13 protein-coding genes are annotated in these 17,924 nt (G+C 59.6%); 10 read left to right on the top strand and 3 right to left on the bottom strand.

What is annotated here, in order from left to right:
* Positions 1–9: 9 nt before the first annotated feature.
* The 3 genes from F4Y00_05990 (at position 10) to F4Y00_05980 (ending at position 4,454) form a co-directional block, all read left to right on the top strand.
* Positions 10–1,485: a Gfo/Idh/MocA family oxidoreductase gene (locus tag F4Y00_05990; protein ID MYE04504.1), complete on the top strand. Its 1,476-nt coding sequence runs from the start codon at positions 10–12 to the stop codon at positions 1,483–1,485.
* Positions 1,482–2,876 (top strand): oxidoreductase, encoded by a 1,395-nt coding sequence (locus tag F4Y00_05985; protein ID MYE04503.1) that lies wholly within the window; start codon positions 1,482–1,484, stop codon positions 2,874–2,876. The genes F4Y00_05990 and F4Y00_05985 overlap by 4 nt, the downstream gene beginning before the upstream one ends.
* A 120-nt stretch (positions 2,877–2,996) precedes the next feature.
* Positions 2,997–4,454: a sialate O-acetylesterase gene (locus F4Y00_05980; GenBank protein ID MYE04502.1), complete on the top strand. Its 1,458-nt coding sequence runs from the start codon at positions 2,997–2,999 to the stop codon at positions 4,452–4,454.
* 30 nt (positions 4,455–4,484) lie between these two features.
* On the opposite strand, the gene F4Y00_05975 is transcribed toward F4Y00_05980, so the two are convergent.
* Positions 4,485–7,184 (bottom strand): carbohydrate binding family 9 domain-containing protein, encoded by a 2,700-nt coding sequence (locus tag F4Y00_05975; GenBank protein ID MYE04501.1) that lies wholly within the window; start codon positions 7,182–7,184, stop codon positions 4,485–4,487.
* Between the two features lie 157 nt (positions 7,185–7,341).
* Positions 7,342–9,414 carry a cellulase family glycosylhydrolase gene (locus tag F4Y00_05970; GenBank protein ID MYE04500.1) on the bottom strand — a complete coding sequence of 691 codons (2,073 nt, stop codon included), beginning with the start codon at positions 9,412–9,414 and terminating at the stop codon, positions 7,342–7,344.
* Between the two features lie 162 nt (positions 9,415–9,576).
* On the opposite strand from F4Y00_05970, the gene F4Y00_05965 reads away from it, so the two are divergent.
* Positions 9,577–11,790 carry a T9SS type A sorting domain-containing protein gene (locus tag F4Y00_05965; GenBank protein MYE04499.1) on the top strand — a complete coding sequence of 738 codons (2,214 nt, stop codon included), beginning with the start codon at positions 9,577–9,579 and terminating at the stop codon, positions 11,788–11,790.
* A 114-nt stretch (positions 11,791–11,904) separates the two neighbouring features.
* Here the strand turns inward: F4Y00_05965 and F4Y00_05960 are convergent, their stop codons facing one another.
* Positions 11,905–13,191: an endo-1,4-beta-xylanase gene (locus F4Y00_05960; GenBank protein MYE04498.1), complete on the bottom strand. Its 1,287-nt coding sequence runs from the start codon at positions 13,189–13,191 to the stop codon at positions 11,905–11,907.
* A 14-nt stretch (positions 13,192–13,205) separates the two neighbouring features.
* Here F4Y00_05960 and F4Y00_05955 point away from each other — a divergent pair, with 14 nt between their 5' ends.
* The 6 genes from F4Y00_05955 (at position 13,206) to F4Y00_05930 (ending at position 17,885) form a co-directional block, all read left to right on the top strand.
* On the top strand, positions 13,206–13,634 hold the full coding sequence (locus F4Y00_05955) for a glyoxalase (GenBank protein MYE04497.1): 429 nt from the start codon (positions 13,206–13,208) through the stop codon (positions 13,632–13,634).
* A gap of 47 nt (positions 13,635–13,681) precedes the next feature.
* Entirely contained in the window at positions 13,682–14,356 is a 675-nt protein-coding gene (locus tag F4Y00_05950; GenBank protein ID MYE04496.1) for a hypothetical protein, read from the top strand.
* An 18-nt stretch (positions 14,357–14,374) separates the two neighbouring features.
* Positions 14,375–15,268: a polyphosphate kinase 2 gene (ppk2, locus tag F4Y00_05945; protein MYE04495.1), complete on the top strand. Its 894-nt coding sequence runs from the start codon at positions 14,375–14,377 to the stop codon at positions 15,266–15,268.
* A gap of 48 nt (positions 15,269–15,316) precedes the next feature.
* A complete protein-coding gene (locus F4Y00_05940) occupies positions 15,317–16,507 on the top strand; it encodes an ArgE/DapE family deacylase (GenBank protein MYE04494.1) in 1,191 nt (396 codons plus the stop codon).
* A gap of 145 nt (positions 16,508–16,652) precedes the next feature.
* The gene (locus tag F4Y00_05935; protein MYE04493.1) at positions 16,653–17,180 is read left to right on the top strand and encodes a DinB family protein; all 528 of its coding nucleotides are present in this window, start codon (positions 16,653–16,655) and stop codon (positions 17,178–17,180) included.
* 54 nt (positions 17,181–17,234) lie between these two features.
* Entirely contained in the window at positions 17,235–17,885 is a 651-nt protein-coding gene (locus F4Y00_05930) for a nitroreductase family protein (protein MYE04492.1), read from the top strand.
* Positions 17,886–17,924: the final 39 nt, after the last annotated feature.

The following is a 17,924-nucleotide window of genomic DNA, read 5'->3' as shown; positions in this document are numbered from 1 at the left end:
CCAGACGCAATGGACCACAACAGACGCCCCGGTAAAGGCCGGGGAATTTCCCGGCGGGAGTACCTGAAACGATCGGTTCTGGGTGCAGCAGGACTGGTTGTGGCGCCCGCGAGCACACCCTTTTCCGGGTACGGGCGTGGGGTGAGCAGCAGATCGCCGAATGACATCATCCACATCGCCCAAATCGGATGTGGACGGATCGCCAGGGGCCACGACCTGCCGGAAGTGCTCAAGCATGACGATGTGCGCGTCGTGGCGGTGTGTGATCTCGACGCGAAACGCATGGAGGAAGGCAAGCGGTACGTCGAGCAGTGGTACGCCATGCATCGGGGCAGCCTGTCGCACATGAACGTGCGGATGTATCAGGATTATCGCGAGTTGCTTGCCCAGTCGGACATCGACGCCGTCGTAATCAGCACGCCGGACCATCAGCACTTTCTGCCCACGCTCGAAGCCGCGATAGCCGGCAAGGACGTCTATTTGCAAAAGCCCTTTTCCTTAACGGTCGAAGAAGGCAAAATCCTGCGCGACAACCTTCAACGGCTGGGCACGGTGTTTCAGGTAGGCAGTCAACAGCGCTCGACAAACCCCTGGCCCCATTTCAAGTGGGCTTGCGAGTTGGTGCGCAATGGTCGGATCGGGGCGCTGCATACCGTCCGTGTAGGGCTTCCCGGCGATCCTCCGGGAGGCGATCCTACGCCGATGCCGGTTCCCGACTTTTTCGATTACGACAAGTGGCTGGGCACGACGCCGGAGGTGCCCTATACCCTGGACCGCGTGCATCCGCTGGACAGAACGTCCGCCGCCGGGTACGTGTTGCCGGAGGGATATTCCCGTCCCGGCTGGTTACGGTGCGAGCAGTTCTCCGCCGGGATGATCACCGGCTGGGGTGCGCACCACGTCGATACGGCCCATTGGGGGATGGGTACCGAGTTGACCGGGCCGATAGAGATACGGGCCCAGGCCGAGTTTGCGACCGGAGGACTATGGAATGTGCATGGCGATTTCCACGTGGAAGCCAAATACGCCAACGGCGTCACCATGTTGATCTCCGGCGAATTTCCCAATGGCGTCCGTTTCGAGGGGGAGGAAGGCTGGATTTTTGTGACGCGGAGCGGGTCGGTAACCAGCAGTGATCCGATTTCGGGCCAGTGGCTGCCTCCGCTGATGGCCAGCGACCCGGCTATCCTGGATTCCCGGATAGGCCCCGACGAAACACATCTGTATGTAAGCGAGGAACAACACACGAACTGGATCCAGTGTATCAAAAGCCGGGAGACCACGGTGGCGCCGGTCGATGTAGCCCACCGGTCCACCAGCGCCTGCCTGATCGCCCACATCGCAATGAAACTTCCCCGGACACTCTACTGGGATCCGGAAAACGAACGCTTTAAGGACGACGACGAAGCCAATGCCATGCTGTCCAGGCCCCAACGGTACCCCTACACCCTTGAGATGGTCGAAGGATTGCCGGCGAATAGATGAAGATCACCCTGTTTCTTTCCTTTAGCGTTTTGCTGGGCGCGGCGGCTTGTACGTCAGGTGAAGACGGATCGTCTGCGGAATTCGTCGAGGTGGACAAAGCCGTACGGCTGATGACCCTCGACCCCGGTCATTTTCATGCGGGGTTAGTGCATAAATACGACTACGACCAGGTTGATGAGACCGTGCACATCTATGCTCCGGACGGCCAGGAGCTGGAAAGCCATCTGGCCCTGATCGACCGGTTCAATACCCGGCCCGAACAGCCCACCCACTGGGTTCCCGTGGTCTACCGGGGCGACGATTATCCGGAGAGGATGCTGGAAGAAAAGCCCGGCAACGTGATGGTTGTGGCCGGTAACAATGGACGGAAGATCGAATATATCCGGCGGGCAGTCGATGCAGGCATCCATGTATTGGCCGATAAGCCCATGGTGATTCATCCCGACCGTTTTCCGGTGTTGAAGGATGTGCTGGCCTCGGCGGACGAACAGGGGCTACTCGTCAATGACATCATGACCGAGCGTCACGAGATCACGTCTATTCTGCAAAGAGCCTTGTCTCAGGACCCGGACCTGTTTGGCGAATTGGTGGCGGGCAGCCCGGAGGAACCGGCGATATCCAAAGAGAGCGTCCATTATTTTTACAAAACCGTAGCCGGACAGCCGTTGGTCAGGCCTGTGTGGTTTTTCGACGTCAACCAGCAGGGGGAAGCCATTGCGGATGTCACTACCCACCTTGTAGATCTTATTATGTGGCAGGTTTTTCCCGAAGAACCTGTCGATTACGAAAATCCGGACGATGGGGTCGAAGTGATCACGGCCCGAAGCTGGGATACCCCGCTGACCCCCTCGCAATTCGCAAAGGCCACCCGCGAAGCAGCCTACCCCGACTACCTGGCGCCGGGTATCGAAAACGATTCCATCCTCGCCGTGGCGGCCAATGGAGAATTTGTGTTCAAAGTCCGCGGGATTCATGGCAAGGTATCGGTGCGGTGGGGTTTCGAAAATCCGGAGGGCGGCGATACGCATTATTCGATTATGCGGGGCACCCGCGCCAACCTGGTGATTCGCCAGGATGAAGCGCAGCAATATGCAGCGACTCTGTATGTGGAGTCGCTCGAAGGCGCGGATCCGCAGGAATTTGACTTGATACTCCGTGAAGCGCTGGAAAGCCTGAGTCCCCGGTATTCGGGATTATCCGCCGAGCCGTCCGAATTCGGATGGAAAATCAATATTCCGGAGGACTACAAGGAAGGGCATGAAGAACACTTCACGAGAGTCACGGAACAGTATCTGCAATACCTCGCCGATGGCGCATTGCCGGTGTGGGAGCGCACCAACTTGCTGACCAAATATTTTATTACCACGCAAGCGTATGCCTTGAGCCGATAAGCGCTGTCAACCGCATCGCGCACCACCTTTCTAAGGAGGTAAGGCGTTCTGGCAGCGCAGGTAGCAGCCCTTGCGGATCCGTTTTTCGGTTGCTCTGATTCCACCACACCACATACTACCATGACTTTCCGGCCCGGAAAAACCCTCCACTTTATGAAGGCGCTGTTCCTCACCTGCATGATTGCCGTGAGCGGTACCGCCTATGGACAATCTGCTTCGGTCGATTCGTTCACTGTCTCCCGTCTTTTCTCGGAGGGCGCGGTCCTGCAACGAAACGCGGTGGTTCCGGTGTGGGGAACGGCGCCCTCCGGAACGTCCGTTACGATTACGTTCGACAGCATGGTTCAGGAGGCGGAAGCAGGGCCTGACGGAACCTGGCGGGGCACACTGGAGCCCCGGGACGCCGGCGGCCCACACACGCTGACGATATCCGCCGGAGATCGGACCCTGGACATACAGGATGTCTGGTTCGGTGACGTATGGATCGCCTCGGGGCAGTCCAACATGGAATGGACCGTCGCCAATTCCGCGGATGCGGAAAACGAGATACGCTCCGCCAACGACCCGCATATTCGGCATTTCAAGGTGCCCCGTTCGTGGGCTTACGCACCGGAGCCGACGCTGGCGGGCGGGGAATGGCACTCGACGGATTCAAGCCACGTGGGGCAATTCAGCGCCGTGGGGTACTACTTCGCGCGTTCCTTACGCACTTCGGTAGATATTCCTGTGGGCATTCTCAACATCTCCTGGGGAGGCAGTCGGATAGAGGCATGGCTGGAGCCGGATGCCTTGATGATGCCTCCCGAAGAAATTGCCCGGCGGCTCAACGAGCATAAAGAAAGCGGCGAGGAAAGGACCAACCACCAGCCCACGTTGCTGTACAACAAAATGATTCATCCGCTGCTGTCCTTTCCGATTACGGGATTCCTTTGGTATCAGGGCGAATCCAACGCGGGCAACCCGGAAGACGCCGGACGGTACGCCATGCAGTTCCAGTCCCTTATATCCAGTTGGCGCAACGCCTGGGGAAACGATGCGGCGCCCTTCCTGTTCGTTTCCCTTGCCGGGTTCCGCGCCGCTCCCCTTGAACCGGGAGACAGTAACTGGGCGCTTATGCGCGAGTCGCAGTCGGCTGCTCTGACGCTGCCCCATGTCGGTCAGGCCATCACGATCGATATCGGGGAGGCGGACGATATCCACCCGCGCAACAAACAGGACGTCGGCCTTCGTCTTTCCCTGGCCGCTCGGCATCTTGCGTATGCGGAGGACCTGGTATATTCCGGGCCGATCCATCGCGATCATGTCGTGGAAGGCGACCGCGTGATTCTGTCGTTCGATCACACGGGATCGGGTCTTGTCGCCCGCGGATCGTCGCAGCCGGGAGGATTCTCCATAGCCGGGCCCGACGGACGATTCGTATGGGCCGATGCCCGTATCGACGGCGAGACGGTGGTGGTGTCGAGTGATTCGGTCGAAACCCCCGTGGCCGTACGGTATGCGTGGGCCGATAACCCCGACCGCGCCAATCTCTACAACGAGGAAGGGCTGCCCGCGGCGCCTTTTCGCACGGATCGTTAGGGCCTGGTTGCCTTCCCTTTGCCCGGACTCCTACGAGCTGAACCACCAGTTCATCTTCAGCACGAACACGTTCTCCATGGGCGCAGTAGCCAACTGGTTGAACGACGGGCCGAATTCGAAGTAGGGATCGTCCGTGAAGTCGGATCGCTGTTGCGTCCAGACCAGATACAGCGTGGAGCCCGGCCGGTATTCCCAGCGCACCACAGCCGTTCCCCGGAGCGAGGCTATATTGAAGTCGCGATTGGGAAGCTCGATGGTTTGGGCAAGTCCGTCGGGTCCGTCCGGGTCCGCTACAAGGGTTTCCGCATCGAAGGTCGAACCTGCTTCCCCGTAGCGTACGAAGTCATAGGAGCGTGAGCGGGCCAGTTCCTTGTACTCCGAGTAGTCGCCCACAGAGATGAGGGGTTGCGCATACAACTGAAAACTCAGTTCCGGAGTAAACGTCCAGTTGAGCCGCACGGTGGACGACAGGGTTATCTGATCGAGTTTGGCGAATACGTACCGCTTTCCGAATGTCCGGGTGGCCAACGGGTCGTCGAAGGCGCCGACCCACTGGCTCTTTTCGGTTTCCCATGAAACGGAAGGGCTGAGCGCAAGGGCTACATTGGGCGCCGCCTGCCACTCGATGTCCACCTCCAGTCCCGTTTCCCTTCCTGATTTCCCACTTTCCATATCCACGCCCAGGCCGACCACAAAATTCTTGCGCCGGTCCGAATACACGGATACGTCCATTCCCATACCCGGTGGCTCCAGCGTCAACGGACCGCCGCGCGTGCGCCGCGTACTCACGGTTTCCGGGACGACGAAAAGGCGGCCGAACGCTGTGTAGTAATTCAGGAATTCGATGCGGGAGAAGACGAAGGCCCCCGTCGAGAACGCATTTCCGGAGAAGTCGACACCCCGGAACAGGGCGGCAAGTACGAAGGCATCTCTTGTAAAGCGGGTGGGGTCGGGCCAGCTGTACCCGAGGCCGATATGGCCATTGATGGCGTCCGATCCGGATTGGAAGCCGGCGTCGTTTACGTCGAAGGAAGGGGATACTGCTTCGATCGCCGTATTGAAGGATAAGCGTCCGCGTTCCTTGCTCAGCCCAAGGCGTCCGGCCCATCCGCTCAGCGATGTGGCGCTGCTGTCGATGCGGACATGATCGATGTCCGGGCGCTGGAAGTAATGCAACGAACTGCGCTGGATATCGAGCAGCCGCTGCTCGGTCCCGTTGAGATGGGACAAACCGGCCCAACCGTTAAGCACCCAGGTATTTTCCCTGTCGAGAAAGGTCCACCCGTCCACGCCGAAACCCAACGACCGCTTGTTCATCTGATCCATGAGGCGCTCGTCCGAGAAAAACCGCTGGTTGACCGTGGACATGAAGCCCAGTCCGTGGCGCCCGTCCGCGAATTCTTTCTGGGCGCGGTAGACGCCGTAGTAGGTCGCCGGCTCTGCTTCCGCTTCGGATCGCACCCCGTTCCCGCTCTGCAGCCGGGCATGCTCCCGGGCCGTGAGCGCCTGCAGCGTTCCCACGTTCCAGCTGCCGGCCAACTTGCCCACGACCTTCGTGGCGCCGAGTATCCGCGTGCCGTCCGGCACATCCGAAAACGCATGATCAGGCAACCTGCCCGCCGGCGAGCGCCCGATCCGGCGGCTGTAAAAAAATTCCGGACTGTTATTGAAACTCAGGTTAAATCTGGGCCCGCCCCTCCCGAAGCCGCCGAACACGGAAGCCCCTTCCACGAAAAACGGGCGCTTTTCCGAGAAGTATGTCTCGTAATCGCTCAGGTTGATGACCGCAGGGTCCACCTCCACCTGCCCGAAATCCGGGTTTACCGTGGCGTTCATCGTCAGGTTGGATGTCAGGGCGTACCGTACGTCCACGCCGCCGTCCAGACCGTACACGGAGCCGTCGTTGAAGGGATTGCCGTCACTGACCGTTTGATCGTAGGAGGCGCGCGACGTGACATACGGGATAATTTCCAGTTGACGGCTCGGGCTGATATCCCGAATGCCCACCAGTTCCGGGAAGCGGCTCACAAAGCCGCTTTCGTCACTGGGCGTGTAGACCAGATACGCACGCTCCTGCTTGCGCGAGATGCCGCGTATGTAGTTGATGCCCCACACATACCGATCCTGCTGGTAGAACCGCAGTTGCGAATACGGAATACGCATCTCCGCCGTCCATCCGTACGACGTTCGCTGGACGCGTCCCTGCCACACCCCGTCCCAGTCGGAATCGTCGCCGTTGTCGTTCATGAGCACCCCGTCATAGAGTGTGCCGGCGGCGTTCAGGCCGAAGTAGTATCCGCTGCGGCGGTCCAGATACGGGTCCAGCATGACGCCGAAAAAATCGGATTCCTGATCTGCATCGCGGCGGCCCAGACGGGCGACAATCGAATCCGGCGCACTGTCGAACAGGCGGGCGCCGACATAGATGGCGTCGCTGTCGAACAGGACGATGGCTTCGGTGCGTTCGCTCGCCGGCATCCCTTCATCGGGATCCAACTGGAAAAATTTATCGGCGATTACTCCCTGAGCCCATGCCGATTCGTCCAGGTGGCCGTCTATCTGTATGGCCTCCACCGTGGCCGTCGCGGTAACGGCCTGTATTCCGGCGGGGCTCTCCATGGGGACATCCTGTGCGCGGGTGTGCGTCTGGCTCCAGCCTGCGGGAGCCAGATGCGTCATCGCTGCAAACCCCAGTATGAAAAAACACAGAATACGCGCCGTCGCAAGCATAAGAGGGTGAAGATGGGTTACTCGAAAGTCTTTTTGACGGGTCAAATAGCCAGAGATGATGCTTGCTACTCGACTACGGGTCCATTTTGAACCACCGTCCTTTTTGCGCGATACGGAAATAAAAGGAGATGGTTGCAAGGATTCGGGCGAATCCTGCCTATGGGATGGCTGTTACGGGTGCAGTCAGGAGGTGCGTGCGTTCTCCGTCTTCCAGAAACAGGCGCGAGAAATACATACCCGTAGGCAGGTCGGGGCGTACGGACCACATGTGCTCTCCCGTCCCGAACGCTTCCGGGGCATGCACATATACGGTGCGCCCCAGCATGTCCACCATCTCAAGCCGGGCCCGTACGGGTCGGTCGGTCCGGAACGCCAGGTTGACCTCTCCGGAAAACGGGTTGGGCCAGGCTCCGTCCAGTTGCATTCCCTTCGGGATTTCGTCTGCCTGCTCGGCGGCGGTGGCCTCCTTCAGCGTGAAGCGCATCCGGTTCAGGTTGAACCCCCCATTGCGCACGACCAGTTTCAGGACATGCTCGCCGGGGGGCAGTGTCACATCGCGCAGCCATACCGAGGTCCATGCCTGCCATCCGCCTGTGACGGGCACAGGTACATTGCTCCCGATTCGTTCGTTGTTCAGCGCGAGGTAGAGGATGCCGCCATTACCGGCCGCATCGGCGGCGACGCGGAATTCGACGTCATAGATTCCTGCCTGATCGATCTGCACCGTCCAGGTCAACCATTCGGTCGTTTCCATCCATCCCACATTATATTCGAATCCTTCCGGGTCTTCCGATCTCTCGATGTCCACCCCGTCATTGCGGTATTCATACCCGTTGTTGCCGGCTCCGCTTTGCCCATCGACTCGCATGAGATCGGTGTCGTGGTAGGTGGCGCCTGCGTGTCCGATGTCGTACTCCGCGGCATTGATGATGCCGGGTATTGGATGTTCCTTGAAGGGTTTGCGCAGCGTGGCGTAATCCGGATCCAACAGCGCCGCAAGGACACCGGGCCGTGTGATGCAGGAGTCGAGGTCCAATCCCTCGGCCATGGCGAACAGCGCCTCGCTGGCCGCCCGTTCAGAAGGGCGGGGTTTGGGGGCGTGCGGAGGAGCATTCAAGTAATCGACCACCTCTTTATATCCTGGCGCAAACGGTGCGGAAAGCGGGCTGGTGATCGTCGCTATTTTCTTGTGCGTCCACCAGTTCCATCCGATCCCGTATCTTTCCGCAAGCCGGGTCACCTCATAAAACCACGGATTCGAGTTTTCCCCCGATTCTCCCAGCCAGAGCGGGACGTTGTTTCTTGCCCTCAGATCCAGAAGATAGTTGATGGTGCCGACGTCCGTGGCGTTCCAGTACTTGTGGAAGGCGTAGACCATATTGTCGTCGAACGGAGGCTCCAGTTTGTAGAAGTGAGTGGCGAAATAATTTCCCTCTATGAAGAGGATATGATTGGTATCGATCTGGCGAATGGCTTCGGCGAGCCGCACGTACAATGCACGGAGGGCGTCGGCCTGAACCTCGTCGTCACCGATTGAGTTGGGTGTTACAGGTTCATTGATCAGATCGTATCCGATGATAAGCGGATCGTCGACGTAGCGCCGGGCAATCTCGGTCCATATGGTCACCAGTTGGTCCTGGTACGGGACGGGCTCTGTCCATAAACGGGCCTCGCCGTCGCTGTCGCTGATGTTGTGCTCGCTCTGTGCGCCCGGCGCGGCGTGCATGTCCAGAATGACGTCGAGTTCGTACTTGCGGCACCAGTCGAGGAAGGTGTCGATCAGCTCAAACCCGCTCTCGATAAACGTTTCCGTATCGGGGTCGAAGAGCAGGTTGTAATGCATGGGCAGGCGGATATGATCGAATCCCCACTCGGCAATGGCCGCAATATCTTTTTCCGCGACGTATTTGGCCCGGTATAGCTCGAAGAAGCGATCTGCCCCCTGCTCGCCAATCAGGTCCACTATCTGTGCCCGGATGGTGCGCGGAGATCCCCCGTCAATGGCAGTCATATGCACCATGTATCCCTCCGGCACGAGCCAGCCGCCCAGCCCAAGGCCGCGTATGATTGCCGGATTGCCGTCCCGATCGAGAATCTTTGTGCCTTCAGTCCGGAAAAAGCCCTGCCCCTGTGCCGGAAGGATCAGGAGAAACGCCGAAACAACTCCTGCGACATACCGGATGCCGCCTTTCGCTATCGCGCGTACCCTGTTCTTAAGGTGATTTTTCATCGCAGCTTCCTGCGTTACGGTACAGGGGCGTTACGCGCACGCCTTGATGTGCATTGGATGCATCCATGGAAAACACCTTGCATGGTATGAAAATTTCATGTAAGTAGTCACACCCCACGTCATAAACATCTCTCAACCCTCAACTTTCCGAGCGAGCCCCCTATGCGTATCGTGAAGAGTTACCGGACAAGCCGTTCCGGGAATCGTGTCCATCGCGCGGTTCATCGTGTCATAGCCCGGTTTGCGGGAGGCGCTGCGGCGGTCCTGTTTTTCGCGGGCATTGTTGCGCATAACGCAGAGGCGCAGGTCGAGCCGCTTGGCGACCACTATATCTTTTTCGTGGATGGGGTGAATGCTACCCTTCCTCAGGTGGATGGCGTCGTGGTTGAAGACCCGAAAGACGCCTCCAACAAGGCGATGCAGTTCAACAACCGCAATTGGGGGTACCAGGCGTTTCGTTTCGATCCGGCCGTCGACATGTCGGCCAACCGGGACGCCGGGAATGTGCTCCACTTCCGTATCCTGGTGGAGACGCAGAACGCAGCGCATTGCGAAGCGCAGAATAATCTCGCGATCATGTTCGAGGATTTTGACGACGATGCGTCCAACTATCCTTTCCGCCTGCGCTGGACCGTACCGAGGAGCATGTGCGACGGAGTGTGGCACGAGGTGACGGCGAAGCTCCCGCCCCCGACCTGGCAGCAACTTGAAGACGGCAAGACAAATGGTTCCATCTCGGGAATGGACGCGCACTGGGTATACGGCGGCACCTGGTCAAGCCGCATCAATGGGGGTCAGGGGGTAGCGCTTGATCTCCGGGGTCCGCACACCACGGAGAATCGTAATCTGTGGACGGAATTCGAATGGAACAATGTGCGCGCCATGGGCCCCTTCTGGGACTGGGGCAGTGCCTCGGACGACGGGGGAAAGGTCTACCTGGACGATGTGTATATCGGTCCCGCCAGCCTTGACCTGGCAGATGCTGCGGGACAACCTGCAGCCATGTCCGGCATAGAGGTGACAGCGGACGGTCCCTTCAATGTCGTTTCCTGGACCCACAATCCTGCTTTCGGGGGGTACAATGTGTATGCCGGCACGGAGCCGATCACGGATGCAAGTGCTCCGGGTGTAGCGTTGCTCGAGACGGTTTCCTTCGAGGCGGATGCTTTCGAGGTGCGGCACCGGGCGGAATTGCCTCATGCGTCCCTTGGCTCGACCATCTACTATGCGGTAACGAGTCTGAGCTTATTGGGAACGGAGAATCCGGACGCGTCGAACAGCGCCAAAGAAATCAATAATCCGAATGCTGCTGTTTCGCCGTCGGTGGTATCGTTGACGGAAGACGAAGCCGACGCACTGTTCGACGATGTCAGTGCAGGGAACGTATCGAAGGAAAATTTTCCTTCCGGGGCCATGCCGTTCGTTATTGACGATACGCATTCGCAGATCGCCGACGCTGCAGTGTTGCCCACAGACAACAGCGATCTCTCCGGATCCGTCTGGATGGCGTATACGGAGGCGAACGACGGCGAACTGTATATCTATGCCGAGGTTACCGACGATATGCTGCAATTCGCTCCGTCAAGCGAGTCCCCGGCCAGGGCCTGGCAGTACGATTCCATTGAATTCGGATGGGGCAACTACGATGTGCGCGACGCCGGGGGGTCGGTACTGGGCGGTTCTCCACACAGCGACCTCGCACGCGGGGAATACCCCGATTACCAGTTCCGCCTGTCCCCGCACGGGTCCGCAGCCAATGCGAATGCGAGAACGTTTGTGTATTTTGGCGAGGACAACCTCGATCCGGGGAATGCCGCGTACGCTTCCATGACGGGCGGCTACAAGATCCTGGCGCTCTTTCCTTTCTCCGCCATCAAGAAGGCAGGCGATGCGAGCCCCGCCTTCCCAGGCCCCGGCGAAGTCCGCTTCTTTCCCTTTACGATTTCGCTGAACGACCGGGATGGGAGCGCCCGCGATCACCAGATCACATGGAGCCTGAATCCCACGGTAGACAACAACTGGTGGAGGACGCCGAGCCAGTGGCAAACCGTGGCGATGGTCGGCCCGGAAGCCCCCACGTCGAGTGAAGGTCCTTCGGAATTGCCGGAAGCGTATGCCCTGGCGCAGAATTATCCGAATCCGTTCAATCCGGTCACCACTATTCGTTTCCAGTTGCCGCAAGCGGAGCAGGTGACGCTGCGCGTATTCGATGTGCTGGGCCGGGAGGTGGCTGCGCTGCTCGACAATACGTCGCTGGCCGGTGGCGAACACACGGTGCGGTTCGATGCCTCCGGGCTTACGTCAGGGGTGTATTTGTACCGCCTCGAAGCGGGCGCCTCCTTTGTACAGACCAGACGGATGATGCTGGTGAAGTAGGGAATCAGCACCGAAAGGCAAGGGGCGCTTCACGCCCGCACTGTCTCGAATCCGCAGCGTTTCCGCCGAACGTGAAATGCTGAGCGAAGCGGTTTTGGTCAGCGTATCCTATATCTATTCCTGCGCCTCCTGCAGCGCCTCGACAAATCCGTAATAGGCGGGCTTGGGGCGGAATTGCGCATCAAACAGGAGCGGCCACTCCGGCCGATCGTAAAAATCGATGAGCCAGGTGTCCGGGTCGCGCAGTCCCCACAGGGTAATGGCGAAACGCTGTTCCTCGGGAATCCGGTTGAAGGCGGCTACGACCTCCTTGACGCGCTCTTTCTGAATGTTTCCCCGCGCCGTATTCCAGGACCGCAGACTGCCGTCGGTATTGATGCGCACGTCCAGTTCCGAGAGGTGCAGCTTCAGGCCGCGTTTTACCACCTCGTCTATGGTCGCAGTAATCTCTTCGCGGGGCGGGCTGTCCCAGGCCATGTGCATTTGCAATCCCACGCCGTCTATGGGAATGCCCCGCTCCAGAAAATCATCAAGCATTCTCATCACGGCGCGCCGCTTGGGCAGGCTCCAGGTGAGCCCGTAATCGTTGTAGAAGAGCAGCAGATCCGGATCGGCTTCCCGGGCATACTGAAACAGCCGGGCGATGTAATCGTCGCCCATCCTGCGCCGGAACACGCTGTTGCGTAGTTCTCCCCGTTCGTCATCGAATGCTTCGTTGATCACGTCCCAGCTTACAACACGCCCCTTGTAGCGCGCTATGACGGTCGTGATATATTCTTTTACAGCCTCCTCGAATGCCTCGTCGCTCCCTCGGAAGTTTTCCATCCAGGATGGTGTCGTCTGATGCCACACGAGCGTGTGCCCGTGGACCTGCATGCCGTTTTCCTCGGCGAAATCCACCAGCGCATCGGCCCCGGTCCAGTTGTACGATCCCGGGCCGGTCGATATCGGGTTCATCTTCATTTCCCACTCGGCCGTGATGCTGTTGAACACCTTTTCGATCACGGTGGTGCGTTCCGGGCTGGACAGGTGCACTGCCTGGATCGCCACGCCGACAGGGTGTACGGCAAGGGTTTTAAGGGCCGGATAGTCACCGCTTGGCTCCGGCGTGACCTCGTCCATCCCGGAATCGCTGTCGCATCCGGCCGCCGAAAGGGCAAGCAGGCACAGGAGCATGCCGGAGCAGGAAAGAAAGGAGCGCATAGCCTCGGAAGGAGGTGAACGGACACGACCAGGCCTTTCTTCATATCGTTCGGTGGTTGTTTCCGTTCCGGCGCTGAGTGAGAGGGGGCATCCCGGTCCGGCGCGACAAGTTATTCCGTTCCGCCCGGCGCGGGAAAGAGCATGCCCGGCCGTCTTGCTCGGTGATTTTCGTGTATATTCCCCAAAGATTGCAATCATAATGGCCGTGATTCATGCAGCAGAAAACACTCCGGTCTACCGTCATCCCCGGCCTGCGCTACCGTGATGCGCACGCTGCTATCGAGTGGCTGTGCAGCGTACTTGGTTTTGAGCGCCGCCTTGTGGTGCCGCATGGCGAGGACAAAATTGCCCATGCCCAGCTCACGCTGGGCGGCGGCATGGTCATGCTCGGTTCCATGCGGGACGACGAACACGGGCATCATGTGGTGGCCTCCGAACCCGAAGGAAAGCTCACCCAGGCGGCCTACATTGTGGTCAGCGACAGCGACATCGAGGCGCTCTACGAGCATGTGCAGGCAAAGGGGGCGCGTATTGTCATGGAACTGGAAGAGCAGCCCTATGGCGGGAGCCTCTTCGCCGTCCGCGATCCGGAAGGACAACTCTGGAGCATCGGGTCGTACGACCCGTGGGTGGAGGAGTAGGGCGGCGACCTGACTTTTTTGCATATTTCCCTGTGCGGAGGCGATACATGTTTATCACGAGGTTTCTCAAGTCAAAGTTTATCACGAATAAGAATCTGGGCTGGTTCGCCATGGAACTGGCGATTGTTTTCCTGGGTGTCTACCTCGCCTTTCTGTTTAACAACTACCGGGAAGGGCAGCATGAGCGGTCCGTACAACTCCAGTACTACGACAGCCTGATTCTTGAATTTGAGGTGCTTTACGCCCATCTCGAACATGAAAACGGGAAGCTCCGGAAGCACCTCGCGGTAGTGGCCGAGATCGAGGAGGGCGGACAGCCTGAGTTGTTGCCGAGCGATCTGTACTATCTGTACCGGGGTAGCGTGATGGAGGCCGCCTTCTACGGTACGAATTTCGAATCGCTGAATGATTATATCATGACTAATATCATTGGGGGTGCCCCGTTGCTGGAAACCCTTGAAGATGCCATCGGCCAACTGAACCAGCTTACGGCAACCGTATTGTTACCGGCGCAGGTAGCCGCCACCGATTTTTACGATGAGCAGGGACTAAAAGCAGCGTTTTCCTGGTATCCGCGTCTGATTGACGAGATTCACACCACCAACCGCAACCTTGCGCGAGCTGTGGGAGAGCGGGCTATCCCTGGCCTGGAAGCGAGAAGGGACGAATTGGCCGCGGAGCTTCGTTGGCCGTTTTTGAGGGACTCGAGTGCATCATTCTGAGAGAAGCAAGGTGTAGCCATGACTGCCCCCACACCGGAACGCAATGAGCTGAAAGTTCTGCTGCCGATCGCCAATATCCCTGTCGAGATTCGTAATAAGGTCGAGAAGGCGGACAGGCGAGAGATCATCAGCGCGTCCTACCCGTACAGGACCAAGCTCCGCCGCGCAGAGTACGAGCTCCGGAAGGCGGAACTGCAGGTCGAGTTGCTGAAGATGCAGCGATGGGTTAAGGAGACGGGCCAGCGGGTCGTGCTGCTTTTCGAGGGGCGCGACGCGGCCGGCAAAGGCGGGACGATCAAACGGTTCATGGAGCATCTTAACCCGCGGAGCGCCCTGGTGGTGGCGTTGCCGGTTCCTTCCGAAAGGGAGCGCGGGCAGTGGTATTTCCAGCGCTATGTGGAGTGTCTTCCGACCAGCGGGGAGATCGTTTTCTTTGACCGCTCCTGGTACAATCGGGCAGTGGTCGAGCCGGTCATGGGTTTTTGCACCCCGGCCGAACACCTCCGTTTCCTGAGGGATGTCGCGAGTTTCGAAGAATTGCTGGTCAATGACGGATTCCACCTGTTCAAGTTCTGGTTCTCGGTAAGCCGTGAGGAGCAGCTCAGGCGGTTCGTGTCGCGCGCCCGGAACCCGCTCAAACAATGGAAGATCAGTGACGTGGATCTCCGGTCGCTCTCGTTGTGGGACGAGTACACGGAGGCGAAGAAAACGATGTTCGCGGCTACCGATACGAAAACGTCGCCCTGGGTGGTGATCAAGTCGGACGACAAGAAGCGGGCGCGTCTTAACTGTATGCGCTACGTGCTGGAGCATCTTCCCTACGGAGAAGACGCCTCGCGGCCTGTGAGGAAACCGGACAAGAAGCTGATCGGACCGGCGAAGAAGCTGTACGCACCGGGCGAGGTGTGGTAGGAGGAGGGGACCGGTGGAACCGCTATCCTGTACGTTTTCCCGAAAGACATGGCGAAAACCGGACGCATGTCCCACTCGACCGGACACAACCCCGGCCTGATCCGCGCCGATCCGGTCGCAATGACGCAGCACCTGGTCCGCATACCCTCCGTGAACCCGCTATTGGAAGACGGTGGCGACGGCGAGGGCGCCGTTGCGGCACTGGTGGCGGGGTGGCTCGACGACTGGGGTTACCGGCTAACCGTCGTCGAAGTGGCGCCCGGCCGCCACAACGTGGTGGCGCGGCGGGGCGCAGGTGCGGGGCCGTCACTTCTTCTCAACGGTCACATGGACACCGTGGGCGTGGCGGGAATGGCCGAACCCTTTTCGGGCGCGATCCGGGAAGGCCGAATATACGGGCGCGGCTCGGCCGACATGAAGTCGGGTGTGGCGTGCGCGCTCGCGGTCGCCGCGGAGCTTGCAGAAGCGGATATCCCGGGCGAATTGATCATCGCGCTAACGGCCGACGAGGAGCACGCCTCGGCAGGAATGGCGGCGCTTGTCGCAGACGGCGTGGGGGCCGATGCAGCGGTAGTCTGCGAACCCACCAGCCTGACGGTCATGCCGGCCCACAAGGGGTTTTTCTGGATCGATGTGCACGTGAAGGGCCGTGCGGCTCACGGTTCCAGACCCGAGCTCGGTGTCGACGCCATCGCGCACATGGGCCACCTTCTGGTTGCCTTCGAGGAGGAAGCAAACCGGCTTGCCCGCGAGACGGACCACGCGCTGCTGGGCACCGCATCCCTGCATGCAGGCACGATCAAGGGTGGGAGCGCGCCGTCGGTCTACCCGGATCGCTGTCATTTGGTCGTCGAGCGCCGCACACTGCCGGGGGAAACCGCCGACTCCGTTATGGCCGAGATGGAGGAGGTGCTGGCGAGAGCGGGTGAGCGCTGTCCCGGGCTGGAGGTCCGGGTCGACCGGGGGCTTTTCCGCGCCGCGACCGAGGTGCCGGTTTCGTCGCCACTGGTGGCCGGCCTCAGGGAGGCGTGCATGCGATCCGACCTGCCCGGCACTCTGAAGGGGATGTCGGCCTGGGTAGACGCCTGCTTCCTGAACGAGCACGGAACCCCGGCTGTGTGCTTCGGCCCCGGCTCAATCGCGCAGGCCCACGCCGCGGTGGAATGGGTCAGCGTGACCGAGGTCGAGACATGCACACGGATCCTGACCGACTTTGCACGATGGTTCCTATTGCGGTGAGCTCATTTTCATAGGGAGCGGTTATGCAACCTTCTTGCCTTCGGGTGGTCTCTCGTTGTAACGAATTGAGTGATATTGTTCACATCACTGTGATTGGTTTTTCACGAAGGTCGGAAACACTATCAGGCATACAAAAGCAAATCGAATGGCTTTAAATCTCATGGAACGCAGACCCCACAGCGACGAGTACGGTGATTTTTATCGGCCGTATATAGCAGCGGTCCCGGATGGCCCGATCATGGCCACCCTTGATGGGCAGCGTAATGATCTGGCCCGTGTGACGGCGAACGTGTCCCCCGACCGCGAGCGGTACCGTTATGCACCGGGCAAGTGGTCCGTGCGCGAGATGGTGGGACACCTGACCGACAGCGAGCGGATGTTTGCGATGAGGGCGATGGTCTTTGCCCGGGGCGACAAGACGCACTATCCGGGATTCGACGAGAACGAATACGCTGCCGCGTCGGGCGCGGACGAGAGAACTCTTGCGGAACTGGTCAAGGAGTGGGATGCGGCGCGGCACGCCACCGTGTTACTGTTCAAGGGGCTGCCGGATGACGCATGGGATCGTCGCGGACACGCCAGCGGTTTCGAGTTCTCGGTCCGGAGCATGGCCTGGATCACCGCCGGCCACACGCAGCATCATCTTGGGATGCTGCGGGAGCGGTATCTTTGAGCCCGGGGCGGATCACCTTCTGCCTGATCTGTCCGGAAAACCCAACCCGCTATCATGAAACTCCAGCCTGTTTCCTACTCCCCGGACGAGGCGATCGAGCGCGCGCAGCGCTTCGCGGAAGATATGGCGCGTCGCCGCACCGTTCGTCATTTCGACACCCGGCCCATCCCGGACGAGGTGCTTGACGCCGCGTTACGCGCTGCGGCCTCCGCACCGAGCGGCGCGAATCGTCAGCCATGGCGTTTCGTGGTCGTGCGCGATGCCGGAATAAAGTCCAAAATCCGCACGGCGGCGGAAGCCGAAGAGCATGAATTCTACACCCGGCGGGCTACCCCCGAATGGCTGGAAGCGCTGGTTCCGTTCGAAACGAACGAACACAAACCGTTTCTCGAAGAAGCCCCGGTGCTCATCGCCATTTTTCTCGAACGCTATGGACTGGACGAGGACGGCAAACGCATCAAGAATTACTACGCGTTGGAATCGGTGGGCATTGCCACCGGCTTTTTGATCGCGGCGCTGCACCATGCGGGTGTTGCTACCCTTACGCACACGCCCAGCCCCATGGGTTTTCTGAACGAGATTCTGGACAGGCCGCGCAACGAAACCCCGTTTTTGCTGCTCGTAGCGGGCTATCCGATCGAGGATGCCGAAGTACCGGATATCGAAAAACTGCCGTTCGACACGGTGGTCCGTTATGTGGGGTGACTGCCGCGCAGGCATTGTGTTCTTATTATTAGAGAGCAA

Source organism: Bacteroidetes bacterium SB0662_bin_6 (genome assembly GCA_009839485.1).
Lineage (GTDB): Bacteria > Bacteroidota > Rhodothermia > Rhodothermales > VXPQ01 > VXPQ01.
This window is presented reverse-complemented; position numbering and strand designations above follow the sequence as displayed.

Excerpts from the sequence above, each read along its gene's own strand:
- F4Y00_05990 (MYE04504.1), top strand. The coding sequence starts at position 10 with ATGGACCACAACAGACGCCCCGGTAAAGGCCGGGGAATTTCCCGGCGG.
- F4Y00_05985 (MYE04503.1), top strand. The coding sequence starts at position 1,482 with ATGAAGATCACCCTGTTTCTTTCCTTTAGCGTTTTGCTGGGCGCGGCG.
- F4Y00_05980 (MYE04502.1), top strand. The coding sequence starts at position 2,997 with ATGACTTTCCGGCCCGGAAAAACCCTCCACTTTATGAAGGCGCTGTTC.
- F4Y00_05975 (MYE04501.1), bottom strand. The coding sequence starts at position 7,184 with ATGCTTGCGACGGCGCGTATTCTGTGTTTTTTCATACTGGGGTTTGCA.
- F4Y00_05970 (MYE04500.1), bottom strand. The coding sequence starts at position 9,414 with ATGAAAAATCACCTTAAGAACAGGGTACGCGCGATAGCGAAAGGCGGC.
- F4Y00_05965 (MYE04499.1), top strand. The coding sequence starts at position 9,577 with ATGCGTATCGTGAAGAGTTACCGGACAAGCCGTTCCGGGAATCGTGTC.
- F4Y00_05960 (MYE04498.1), bottom strand. The coding sequence starts at position 13,191 with ATGATTGCAATCTTTGGGGAATATACACGAAAATCACCGAGCAAGACG.
- F4Y00_05955 (MYE04497.1), top strand. The coding sequence starts at position 13,206 with ATGCAGCAGAAAACACTCCGGTCTACCGTCATCCCCGGCCTGCGCTAC.
- F4Y00_05950 (MYE04496.1), top strand. The coding sequence starts at position 13,682 with ATGTTTATCACGAGGTTTCTCAAGTCAAAGTTTATCACGAATAAGAAT.
- ppk2 (MYE04495.1), top strand. The coding sequence starts at position 14,375 with ATGACTGCCCCCACACCGGAACGCAATGAGCTGAAAGTTCTGCTGCCG.
- F4Y00_05940 (MYE04494.1), top strand. The coding sequence starts at position 15,317 with ATGGCGAAAACCGGACGCATGTCCCACTCGACCGGACACAACCCCGGC.
- F4Y00_05935 (MYE04493.1), top strand. The coding sequence starts at position 16,653 with ATGGCTTTAAATCTCATGGAACGCAGACCCCACAGCGACGAGTACGGT.
- F4Y00_05930 (MYE04492.1), top strand. The coding sequence starts at position 17,235 with ATGAAACTCCAGCCTGTTTCCTACTCCCCGGACGAGGCGATCGAGCGC.